A 10,209-nucleotide genomic window follows, 5' to 3' on the forward strand; every position below is an offset into this window, starting at 1 on the left:
CATAACTTGCGACTAGTGGCCCATATCGTTAAGAAATTTGAAAATACAAAAGAAGAAACCGAGGATCTCATTTCAATCGGTACGATTGGTTTAATTAAAGGAATTGAAAGTTATTCGCCAAATAAAGGTACAAAGCTTGCCACGTATGCAGCACGTTGTGTAGAAAATGAGATTCTTATGACGGTAGGGGAGCTGTACCTAAAAAAGAAGCAGCTAGTCATAGGCTGCTTCTAAAGATAATAAAGGTAGTAATAATTATGCCATTATTTAATTTTGATTATAAAAGTTGCAAATTATTATTCTCAAAAAAATCTTCATTAATATAGCGAAATGATTGAGGTGGTTTAAGGGGGGTTTTCAATTTCATTGGATCAATCGGCTTTTCATATAATTGGATGTCTCCAATTTTTATTGCATAACCCTTATCCTTATTACTGAAGTACGTATTAAAAAAAGACTTTGAAATTCCTGAATATGAGTTAGTTAAATTCCATAAATTATCTTTGTCTTCATATAGAACTTGATCAATTGCAAATTCACCTACAATTTTTCCCTCAGGCTTTGTAGAGTATACCATAACAGAAGAAACCTCGTTTTTGAAAATAGACTTTCTAAATTCATACTTCTTATTACCCTTAAATATTTCTTCAACGAACTCTGGTTTAATTGATAATAATACCTTCATTGACACCACCCATATGTACTATGTTATCGAACTGTTGTTCTGACAGTTTAAGTATACCAAAATAATCGTTTTTATTTAACCCCACTTCTTCTAATAATGCTTTTCTGTTGAGTCTTTTATTAAGGGCTGCATTATAAACCATTTTAATTACAAATACATTATCTTTATTATAAGAATAACGTAATTCTTTTTCTGTGAAGACACTATATTTTTTACATTTTTCAACGAAGTCATCTTCATTCATGAAATCAGCTTTAGTAAGAATCTTTTCCACGGTGCAGATAGAAGTAGCCACTGCACGATAATATGCAGGTCCTTTATGATCATTAGTTCTGTATATGACTAAAAGGTCGTTTTTTTTAACTTCGGTAACTCCGGCCATGAAACAAACATAAACTTTGTGAATACTATTAGTATGTGATACATCTTCAATAATATCTGAGGTTTCATTATTAAGAATCGAATCTGGATATAGTCGAGTATGAAAATCGGGATATATACCTAAGAGAAATTTGTTACCTTTATTCTTGTTAATTAAAGGGTAATCTAATAGTGTATCATCAAAAATTTCGCTCAAATTTTTGATTAATACTAGTTCTTCCCCGTTATCAGTTTGTTTCGTGGCTTTTTTAATAAATCCATACTTGTTAAATAGTTCTACAAGTGTCCCGTGTTTAGAAAACACAGTTACATAAAGTTCCTCTGCTTGATAATATACAGCATAATCTAATGCCTTTTTTATAAAACGTTCACCAAGCTTCGTTCCGTGAGGATTTATCTTCATAGTTCCTATCTTTATTCGTTTTTTTGCATTTAGATTAGGTGTGACATCAGTTATACTATCACTTTCCTGTTTGAGATAAAGAAAACCCTCAATATTTTCAGGTGTTTCTAAAACGTAAGCGCTCTCTTGCTGCCGAGCTTTTTTTTCAAACCATTGATTGAATTCTTCATAATCGTTTTTGAGGCTGTCAAAAAATGAGTTGTCAGAATCAATTTCAGAAAAACTCTTTTGTTGTAAATATGGTTCCATTTTTACCTTCCTTTCTAATGTCATTTTAATGAATTAATAAAATTGCATATTTCTTCAATTTCTTTTTCTGAGCTTTTGAAATTTTCATAAGGGATGTTTAGATATCTTGAAACTGATAAAGCATGTTCTAGCTCTTTTGTTTGTAGGTTTTGTAAAGTTGAAAGCTCAAACTTGTGTTTATCTCTTTTAACTAAATTACTTAGTATTATCTCTGGATCATCATATAAAACTAAAATAGCTTTAGGCTTTAATACTTTATAAGTATCTATAGGGAGTTCTAATGGGTTCTCATTTTTATCTAAAACACAGAAATGACCATCTAATATAAACAAAGATTCAAAAGACTTTAATTGCTCTATCTTTTTGACTAATATTTTTTGATTTTGATTAGGATCTTTAACCTGTTTAGAATCACCATAATTTATTTCTTTTTCTTGCTTAATTAGTTCACTAGCTATGTAGTGATTGATGTTTAATTTTTCAGTTAAATCATTACAAAGAGTTGATTTCCCAACCCCATGAACACCGCCTAAAAATATAATATAATCCCTCCTATACGAATGTTTAATATAATTAAAATATCATAATATTCATTTTGAGGGTCGTCTTCGACAAAAAAAGTCAAAACACTACATGACATAAGTCTGTATAAAGTTACAATGATATACCTAATTATCACTCAAGATACTCAATCGTACCCATAAATTTATCCGTGGCTACAATCGCATCCACATGATGACCAAACGCTAATTCAAGCCGACGATGAGCCATAGCTTCAGAAACAAGAAACTCATCCGCAATTTCTGAAATCAGCACTGGATTGGCAGAGGAAGATACATAGACGTCTTGTAAAAATCGATAAGGGAGGAGCAAGTATGCGGCCATCTTTTGGCTTGCTTTTCCACCTTAGCAATTTCTAATGCTCCTCTTTCCAATTGGTTCTGTTGGGATTCCTATGAAGAACGAAGGCGCCGAATTCAAGATGCCAGGGCAACTCAGGTAGTTAACCCAAGCAGACTAAAAAGTATGATCTAAATATACCTTCACAATGCTAAGTGTGATAACAGAAGAATATTTGAATCAAGCAACACAGGACCTTGAGGAGCGCCTCCACAAGGTTTTTTTAAATGATGATGTGGAAGTGGAAATATCCAATCTCTCTATAAATGATAATGAATTAACATTAACAACCGAAAGCAATGAGGGCATTGATCACATTTCCTCTGTGGAATTGCAACAGGAAAATGGCGAGGTTATAACGTACAGAAGCAGATCTAGATATACCAAACAATCAATACCATCGTTTTACTTTTACCATTAAGATAGAAAGAGGGCTAAATCATGAGTTATGAGAAAACGGAATGGGATTGGGGATCCGAAATAGAACCCGAAAAATTGAATAACATGGAAAAATGAATAAAGCAGGCTCATAAAAAAGCAGAAGAAGCAAAAGAAGAAACTGCTGCGCATGTGGCAGAAAGTAAGCCACACTCAGGACATGCTACTTTAAGTGATGGAAATGTACCTGAAAGTGAATTAGGTAACGTGGTTTCTCAAAAAGCGGCAACTTTAGTCGTAGCGGCTGATGATGCTTCTGATGACATGAAAAATGGTGCTGATTTTGTATGTAGCGGCTCATCTGATGAGGTTACAATTTTAGAAGCTATTGAATCATTGCCAGAAGTAGGCGGTAGGGTTCTACTGTCTGAGGGTGTGTTTAACATAAATGACAGTGAAGGAATCGAAATAGTTGATAAGGAAAACATTACACTTGAAGGGCAAGGGTACTCAAGTAAAATAATATCGGTAGACAGCGGAGGTAATAGAACAGCAAGTTATAGACTGTGAGAATATCAAGATAAAAAATATTCACATTGTGGGGAGAGATGTTAATAATTCGTCAAATGCGTGTATGTTAATAGAAAACTCTAAAAATGTTTTTGTGTACGGTTGCTCTCTTTATTCTAGGGGAGGTCAGTGTATATACCTAAGAGGTGATTCGGATACAGCACACACTAACATTTTAATAGATTCATGTCACATTGAACACGCCGATGAAGTTACTAACAACCTGCGTGCTAGTATATTTATAACCTCTGATCCTGCGCTTAAAAATTGTAAGATAAACAATTGTCATTTTAAAGCTGTAAGAAATGGTATAAGAATAGACCACGACGGCGATGTTGACCTGCACAACCTTAAATAACGAATAACACATTTGATGACGTTAACCGAAGAGCTATATCCATTGAAAGTCTAACAGAAGAGCTAGCAAACATTCTGATACAAGGTAATGTAATCTTTGCTGAAGGTAATAGTGCAGCTGGGGACGGCATTGTCTTGTGGAGTGTTAAAAATGGCATAGTAGACGGGAAGGTTATATATAGAAGCGGGAGTCATGGCATTAGACTTACTTGGGATAATAACGACGACCCAGAAATAAATAATAATATCGTTAGCAACAATATTATATACGGAGCTAATGCGGCAGGTTCCAGTAATGATAGATATGGTATAGCGTTATACAGCTCTAGTAGTGCTGCATATGCTAGGAATAATACTATTGTTAACAACCAAATCATTGGAGGAAGCGTTGAAGCCGCCATAAACATTAATGCCAGTTCAGCGTATGACACCCTAGTAATGGGAAATCAGCTGAATGATTTAGGATATGAAGACAGTGGCACCAACACTGTGATGGTGAACAATGTAGATTAAGAAGGGAGATTTTACAATTGGACGTTTTCATAAAAAACGGGAAAGCTGTCTTCCCTAAATACAAAGTGAAATATGGTTCTTTTGAAGATAAAGCAGAAACCAAGGATAACATCGAGCAAGCTAAATACTCGCTAGTCGAAACCGTGAACGAACGAAGGGAAGAAGATGAAGAAGAATACATTTCTAGACTCTGATAAAGACTTAGATATTGTTGAGTTGAGAAAGGAGATTGAAGGTTAATGCAGACAAACTTTGAAAAGTGGAAAGATCGCTATGAACGCAATCGTGCACGCAAAGACCAAATTGAGAGATGTGTACAGTTGGAAGTCTTGACGGAAGAAGAATATGAAAAAATCATAGGTGAAGAGTATAACGCCGATTAGGTTCTATGCAATCGGTATTTAATCGTGATGATATGCATCGTGGTTTGCGCAATCAGAAGTATATCTTTGCTAGATAGTCACTTCCCACAAGCAAGCCGAACGATGTTTTCTTTTCGGTCATATAAAAAATCAAGTGATAAAATTATCCAAAAGACACATTCAAAACGTTGAGTAAGATATTTGCTGTAGAATTCCAACAAATCTGTAGCATGCCCTAATTTAATTCTTATAGGTTCGGGGGAGATATTCCCATTTCATGTCAAAGCCTTTGGGACCGTCAGAATCGAAATTATGAATTTCTAATAAGTATTCTTATATTTTTTTAGTAATTTCGAATAAGTTTAGATAAGTACGTTAGGAAAGATTTTGTGCCTTTCTAGTAGTTTCTGAGAATAATTGCATTTTTTTGTCTAAAATTGATAATGTAAACATATGGAAAGGAGGGCAAACAAAAGTAAATTTAAATTTATTAGGGAGGATTATGATTATGAAAAAGTTATTCGTGTTGTTACCAACCTTATTTGTAGGTTTTAATTTAGTTTTTATGGAGCAGTCAGATGCTGATACGATGAACGATTCCGCAGATTACACTACTATTTTAGTGGACGCTACTAATGCCCCGCGTGAATTTGATGTTATGTATTCCTATGCTGAACATTATACTTTGGATGACAGCGGGGGAGTGACAATAGACTATATCTTTTCTAGATTAGGATTTGATGGTGCAGGGGAGGGCGGTGTTCAATCTGCCTCTCAAACTACAGAAGTAACGACTCATGGGGAATCCCGCGCTAATATCACTACTAATGACTTTCAAGATTATACAAATGGTATTGTTCATTTAGATGTACTGTATGAAAGAGAGACCTACCCTGATCTATATTATAATTCTGATTCAAGATCTGGTCTTGTTACGGACCATGGTCACGCTATATACTTACAGTTTTTTGATAGTAACATTAGTGAATCCTCAACTTTTAATTATGAATAAACTACTTTAAGGAGGTTAAATATGAAAAAATATGTCATTAGCTTTGCGATAGCAGGATTGGTTGGTTTACCTATTATATTCCTTGGAAATGAAAGTGATGAGAATATTGCTCATAGTGATGACAGTACTGAAAAACAAGTGGGAGAGGCACAAAAAGAGTACTTAGATTCAAAAGAAGAAGAGACTTCTATCATGATTGATACAGAACCATCAGAACAGCTTAGCAAAGATTATCATAAATATTTAAAAGAGGTTTTGAGTTTAAGGGGAGATGGAACTCATAGCGGTGATGATCTAGATGAAACAGCATTAGATCATCAAATTCAGGAAAATGCTCTTAATAAAAAAGCTGAAGAATTAGATGTTTTGCCAACAGAGGAAGAAATTGAAGATTATGTAGAAAGAATAAAATTGACAGTTACTCAAGGTGAAAGTGAGAGTGGGAAAGAAGTTAGGGGACAGGAAGAAACATATGAAAATTTGAAAGAAATTATGGAAGGACTTGAAATAACAGAAGAAGAATATTGGAACGAGTTTTTACCTTCCAATTCTGAACATGTAATAATTGAAGAAAATGTGAGAGAAGAATTACAGACTATTGAAACAACAAGTAGTTCAGAAAACGCTGATGATGTTGACGAAGAAATAGACCAAATGAAAGAACGAATTAATGAATGGGAAGAAATAAAAAATGAAATTGTTAATGATTATATTACTGAATATGAAGAAGAAATAGATGATTTTAAATCATCATTTTAAGTAATAAGAGGAGGTTTTTTACCTCCTCTTATTTTGGTAAAATTGTATAAGAAGTTTTTCAATGGGGTTGCTTTCTATTAAAAATGTAATTTTTCTATTTTTACTTATGTTTTTAGTTGCTTGTACAACAGGTGAAGTAAGTACGGATGGTGAATTAATAATTGATCATGAAGGTGACAATTATGAAGTTGAAGTCCAAAGTATTACCGAGATAACAAATGAACAAGAAAGTTTTGATGTTCAGGAAGGGAATATTATGGTTAATATCGTTGTAGAAGTTGAAAATACGGGATCTGAGACCATGTTTATGGATATAGATTTTTATGATGATATATCTTTAGTTGACCCCGAAACCAATAATAGTATTAGTGATCCATATATTATTGATGAGGAAGAAGATATTACTCCCAATATAGTAGAAATTAGAGAAGAAGATCTTGAACCTAATGAAGAAATGACATTAGAAATCCCATTAGTAATTAGTAAAGAAAGAGATCCTTATCACTTAAATTTTTATGGTGAAGTAATGAGATTTTCAAAGGAAGATGTTGAAAGAGAATAAGAAAATTTTTTTATTTCTTCTAATATGCAAGGCATTGGGTTTGAAATCAAACATGCAGAGCCTCACGCTAAATTAGTTTACTCGTGACCACTCTACTCTAGATGTAATTGGTAAGTGAAAATTTTGGAAATATTATTATGAATAAACTTCCAAAGTATCAATTAATTTTGCGTTTTAAAAAGGTCAGTACAAACGATATCTGGTTCAGTAAGAGCTCTCATTGAGGGCTCTTTTTACATTCTAAGGAAAGGGGCTAACAGTGGATGAACAGGCAGGAGTCACAGCTATCGTTAGTTTAAATCAAATTTTTGACGAGGTCCGTACTATGTCACGAAACGTTGATAATTTAACAAATGAAGTAACCCGTTAAAATGAACGACCTCCGAACGATGGAGGATGCGATCAAGGATGGCTGTGGTAATTCCTTGATCGCCTAATAGTTCTCCCCACTCTTCTGGACCTTTATTGGAGGTGAGGATAATAGAACTTCGTTCATACAAATGGTTGATTAAATGGAAAAAGAGATTAGCTTCGTGCTGATCCATTGCCATATACATCAAGTCATCAATAATAACGAGATCTGTTTCACGAGTTCGCTTTAGTTGCAGCTGCGATTTACGAACATATTCTTCCGTCTTTAATAAGGAAATCAGCTCGCCCATAGACACGAAGGAGACCCGTTGTCCTTGAGAAATAGCTTCTATCCCCAAGCCAATGGCTAAATGGGTTTTCCCAACTCCTGGAGGGCCTGAAAAAATGAGATTAAAGGTCTGTTCCAGCCAAGACAGCTCCTGCAACTGTTTAAGCTGTCTATGGCTTAGTGAAGGCTGTTCTTCCAATTTAAACTCTTCGAGTTTCTTTTCATAAGGGAATCTCGCCCACTTTAAATGTTTCTCAATCATTTTTTCTTCTCGCCGTTTTTCTTCATAACAGAATAATGCATGTAACAGGTCCTGATAGGTCCAAGCCTGGCTCTCTGCCTTTCGAAGAAAGAAAGGCAGTTCTTTGGCTGTTTCGGCCATTCGAAACGTATGAAGCTGTTGTTGTAAGGATTCGACAGAGAAACTCATTTTGCACCTCACAAAATCTCCAGATAGTCATCTAACTGTCTTAGAGCTGCTTTTTCATGGCTCAGCTCCACTGGAACCTCCTCAGATAAAGGAAGAGCTTCGGGAGATGCTTGATGGTGTGAAGGGACGACCGATAAATGCTTAGCCACGTCTTGAAAATTATTTGCACTCCATTATTTCTCTTTGAGACACGTATCTAGTGCTTGATTAATCACGGGTAAGCTTCTATACTTCGTTGAAGAACCTGCAGCTGCTCTCGTATGTACCGTGGATAATAGTGTTGGAGCTGACTTAGATACATATTGATCTTTTCCTCATCCTCAAAAGCATTTCGAACAACTTCCATATAATCTTTTATTTTATGATGCGAACGATCACGAGAATGGTGGGTATTTTTGATCAAATGGCCTTTCCCCTTTGCTAACGGATGAATAGCAATGGGATCGCCCCCGGAGGGAGGCAAAATCATCAACTGATCTCCTTTCACTTCAATAGAGACGACATTTTCGCCGTACGGCTTATATGTACCTAATGGTACCGTATAGCGATTGGATTGAAACTTAGTAATATTGTCCTTGTGCACCTTTCTTGATATACTATGAGCATCATGACTCTCGAAAGAGAGTGGAGTAGAGACTGGTCATAAGTGTGGCTTTTCCAGGGCAAACACGTCGATCGGTCTCTTTTGTGGTGTTGTGAACTTGAGCATTCCCTTTTCGTTTTAGCCAGGCTAGGCATTGTTCGTTCCAAGTATCCAACTGATGAAAGGTTCGGTTCTTTCCAAAGTTTTGTTTTATAAATTTCACGACATTCTCTACCTTTCCTTTCGACTGGGGGTCAGATTTTCTGCACAGATATACGTGAAATCCTCTTTCCGTTTTGTACGTTTGAAACGCTTTGGTATATACAATATCTCCTGCATTTTCGCTGACAACCATTAACTTGTCTTGATCATACACCATCTCCTCTGGACAGCCTCCAAAATACTGAAAGGCATTTTCGTGTGTTCGTATCACATCTTTTGTAGTAAACGGCCGGTCCTGCCATTCAGCGTATTTATAACGCGAGTTTGTTAAGACGAAGGCAATCACATAAAGCTTTATCGTCTTCCTCTGTGATGATTTCACCTTCTGTTCTCCAAAGTCTACCTGCATTTGTTTCCCCTTAGGGGATTCTTCCAACGCCTCGAATGACAGTATGTTAACGTCTTGGGGATATGGTGGATTTCTCGCAATCTTTCACATACGTTCGTATCGTGCTGTCCCCAGCGCTACTAAAGGAATGTTCTCTTCCAGCCAGTCTGAAATTTGAGAAGCTGATAAATCAGGATGTTCCCTTAACCAATCCAATATATAAGGTAGATACGGATCTAACTTTTTTGACCTTGTTTTCAGTGTTTCCACCCATTCGACCGTTTCATCAAATGGTTTCTCTAAATAAGCATATACCGTGTTTCTTGAGAGGCCACATTTTTCGTAGCCCCCTGATCTCCACTCAATATTTCCATTAAGTGTACATGATCAAAAGGAAGTAGTAACGAAAAGTGTTCAATTCTATCAAGCAGAATGTGTTAACTTTAATCTAGCAGTTACAGGGAGCCTATTTCTTTTCCATATATCGCAGTATAAAAAAAGAGGGGAATGACATGCTGTCTGGCCTGGCATTTTATCTGTTCGAATTGAGGCGTTCTAGCATCTAAGAGACGGTCTTGTTATAATCCTCAGCTGGCATATTCAAGTGAAACTTTTGCACATTCACATATTTATCGTTGTGTATTCGTTCAACCCCTCTTTGTTGTTTTAATCGCTTTATAGAATTTTTAATGCCTGGATAAAACCAAAAGTCTCCTGGTAAAAGCTCGAAGTCATCTCCTCCCAGTGTTCCGTCATGATCAATAAATACTTCAATGTTTCTCGAAAACGGGTTCATTGCATCCCATCCTTTCTTATACGCTTAGAACTTAACGCAGAACGAGTTATGCTCTAAAAAAGCTTATACTTATTTTCTT

Annotated in this window: 16 protein-coding genes and 1 pseudogene; 9 read left to right on the top strand and 8 right to left on the bottom strand. The window is 35.6% G+C overall.

The genetic code is table 11. The annotated features are described in order from the left end of the window. A pseudogene (locus tag D469_RS20850) lies at window positions 1-216 on the top strand (sigma factor); the annotation flags it as partial. 61 nt (window positions 217-277) lie between these two features. On the opposite strand, the gene D469_RS0119190 reads toward D469_RS20850, so the two are convergent. From D469_RS0119190 to D469_RS0119205, 4 genes are all read right to left on the bottom strand, one after another. Beyond that, window positions 278-685, bottom strand: coding sequence for an ASCH domain-containing protein (locus D469_RS0119190; RefSeq protein ID WP_018925003.1), 408 nt, complete (start codon window positions 683-685; stop codon window positions 278-280). After that, entirely contained in the window at window positions 663-1,718 is a 1,056-nt protein-coding gene (locus D469_RS0119195; protein ID WP_018925004.1) for a hypothetical protein, read from the bottom strand. The genes D469_RS0119190 and D469_RS0119195 overlap by 23 nt, the downstream gene beginning before the upstream one ends. A gap of 20 nt (window positions 1,719-1,738) precedes the next feature. Continuing rightward, window positions 1,739-2,287: an ATP-binding protein gene (locus D469_RS21870; RefSeq protein WP_083910874.1), complete on the bottom strand. Its 549-nt coding sequence runs from the start codon at window positions 2,285-2,287 to the stop codon at window positions 1,739-1,741. Between the two features lie 106 nt (window positions 2,288-2,393). Further along, on the bottom strand, window positions 2,394-2,603 hold the full coding sequence (locus D469_RS0119205; protein WP_018925006.1) for a hypothetical protein: 210 nt from the start codon (window positions 2,601-2,603) through the stop codon (window positions 2,394-2,396). Between the two features lie 585 nt (window positions 2,604-3,188). Between D469_RS0119205 and D469_RS0119210 the strand changes: the two genes are divergently transcribed. The 8 genes from D469_RS0119210 to D469_RS0119240 all read left to right on the top strand — a co-directional run bounded on the left by D469_RS0119210 (window position 3,189) and on the right by D469_RS0119240 (window position 7,131). After that, window positions 3,189-3,566 carry a hypothetical protein gene (locus tag D469_RS0119210; RefSeq protein ID WP_018925007.1) on the top strand — a complete coding sequence of 126 codons (378 nt, stop codon included), beginning with the start codon at window positions 3,189-3,191 and terminating at the stop codon, window positions 3,564-3,566. A gap of 28 nt (window positions 3,567-3,594) precedes the next feature. Further along, window positions 3,595-3,924 carry a right-handed parallel beta-helix repeat-containing protein gene (locus D469_RS22820; protein ID WP_169577124.1) on the top strand — a complete coding sequence of 110 codons (330 nt, stop codon included), beginning with the start codon at window positions 3,595-3,597 and terminating at the stop codon, window positions 3,922-3,924. Then, window positions 3,921-4,436 (top strand): right-handed parallel beta-helix repeat-containing protein, encoded by a 516-nt coding sequence (locus tag D469_RS0119215; protein WP_083910875.1) that lies wholly within the window; start codon window positions 3,921-3,923, stop codon window positions 4,434-4,436. Before D469_RS22820 ends, D469_RS0119215 begins: the two co-directional genes overlap by 4 nt. 17 nt (window positions 4,437-4,453) lie before the next feature. Further along, window positions 4,454-4,630 (top strand): hypothetical protein, encoded by a 177-nt coding sequence (locus D469_RS22235; RefSeq protein WP_018925009.1) that lies wholly within the window; start codon window positions 4,454-4,456, stop codon window positions 4,628-4,630. A gap of 45 nt (window positions 4,631-4,675) precedes the next feature. Continuing rightward, entirely contained in the window at window positions 4,676-4,819 is a 144-nt protein-coding gene (locus tag D469_RS21875; protein WP_018925010.1) for an XkdX family protein, read from the top strand. 487 nt (window positions 4,820-5,306) lie between these two features. Next, the gene (locus D469_RS0119230; protein ID WP_018925011.1) at window positions 5,307-5,810 is read left to right on the top strand and encodes a hypothetical protein; all 504 of its coding nucleotides are present in this window, start codon (window positions 5,307-5,309) and stop codon (window positions 5,808-5,810) included. Between the two features lie 21 nt (window positions 5,811-5,831). Beyond that, window positions 5,832-6,569, top strand: coding sequence for a hypothetical protein (locus D469_RS0119235; RefSeq protein WP_018925012.1), 738 nt, complete (start codon window positions 5,832-5,834; stop codon window positions 6,567-6,569). A gap of 61 nt (window positions 6,570-6,630) precedes the next feature. Continuing rightward, window positions 6,631-7,131: a DUF4352 domain-containing protein gene (locus D469_RS0119240; protein WP_018925013.1), complete on the top strand. Its 501-nt coding sequence runs from the start codon at window positions 6,631-6,633 to the stop codon at window positions 7,129-7,131. Window positions 7,132-7,454: 323 nt separating this feature from the next. Here D469_RS0119240 and istB read toward each other — a convergent pair whose 3' ends face one another. The 4 genes from istB to D469_RS0119260 all read right to left on the bottom strand — a co-directional run bounded on the left by istB (window position 7,455) and on the right by D469_RS0119260 (window position 10,130). After that, a complete protein-coding gene (gene istB, locus D469_RS0119245; RefSeq protein ID WP_018925014.1) occupies window positions 7,455-8,201 on the bottom strand; it encodes an IS21-like element helper ATPase IstB in 747 nt (248 codons plus the stop codon). A gap of 211 nt (window positions 8,202-8,412) precedes the next feature. After that, window positions 8,413-8,784, bottom strand: a complete 372-nt coding sequence (locus tag D469_RS22240; RefSeq protein WP_156817043.1) for a hypothetical protein — start codon at window positions 8,782-8,784, stop codon at window positions 8,413-8,415. A gap of 22 nt (window positions 8,785-8,806) precedes the next feature. Then, the gene (locus D469_RS22245; RefSeq protein WP_026286324.1) at window positions 8,807-9,355 is read right to left on the bottom strand and encodes an IS21 family transposase; all 549 of its coding nucleotides are present in this window, start codon (window positions 9,353-9,355) and stop codon (window positions 8,807-8,809) included. Window positions 9,356-9,896: 541 nt separating this feature from the next. Beyond that, complete coding sequence (locus D469_RS0119260; RefSeq protein ID WP_018925015.1) at window positions 9,897-10,130, bottom strand: hypothetical protein; 234 nt, start codon at window positions 10,128-10,130, stop codon at window positions 9,897-9,899. Between the last annotated feature and the right edge of the window lie 79 nt (window positions 10,131-10,209).

This window comes from Salsuginibacillus kocurii DSM 18087 (genome assembly GCF_000377705.1).
Taxonomy (GTDB): Bacteria; Bacillota; Bacilli; order Bacillales; family Marinococcaceae; genus Salsuginibacillus; species Salsuginibacillus kocurii.

Bases quoted from the DNA above. Each gene is read 5' to 3' on its own strand.
- D469_RS0119190 (WP_018925003.1), bottom strand. From the start codon at position 685: ATGAAGGTATTATTATCAATTAAACCAGAGTTCGTTGAAGAAATATTT.
- D469_RS0119195 (WP_018925004.1), bottom strand. From the start codon at position 1,718: ATGGAACCATATTTACAACAAAAGAGTTTTTCTGAAATTGATTCTGAC.
- D469_RS0119205 (WP_018925006.1), bottom strand. From the start codon at position 2,603: ATGGCCGCATACTTGCTCCTCCCTTATCGATTTTTACAAGACGTCTAT.
- D469_RS21875 (WP_018925010.1), top strand. From the start codon at position 4,676: ATGCAGACAAACTTTGAAAAGTGGAAAGATCGCTATGAACGCAATCGT.
- D469_RS0119230 (WP_018925011.1), top strand. From the start codon at position 5,307: ATGAAAAAGTTATTCGTGTTGTTACCAACCTTATTTGTAGGTTTTAAT.
- D469_RS0119235 (WP_018925012.1), top strand. From the start codon at position 5,832: ATGAAAAAATATGTCATTAGCTTTGCGATAGCAGGATTGGTTGGTTTA.
- D469_RS0119240 (WP_018925013.1), top strand. From the start codon at position 6,631: ATGGGGTTGCTTTCTATTAAAAATGTAATTTTTCTATTTTTACTTATG.
- istB (WP_018925014.1), bottom strand. From the start codon at position 8,201: ATGAGTTTCTCTGTCGAATCCTTACAACAACAGCTTCATACGTTTCGA.
- D469_RS22245 (WP_026286324.1), bottom strand. From the start codon at position 9,355: ATGCAGGTAGACTTTGGAGAACAGAAGGTGAAATCATCACAGAGGAAG.
- D469_RS0119260 (WP_018925015.1), bottom strand. From the start codon at position 10,130: ATGAACCCGTTTTCGAGAAACATTGAAGTATTTATTGATCATGACGGA.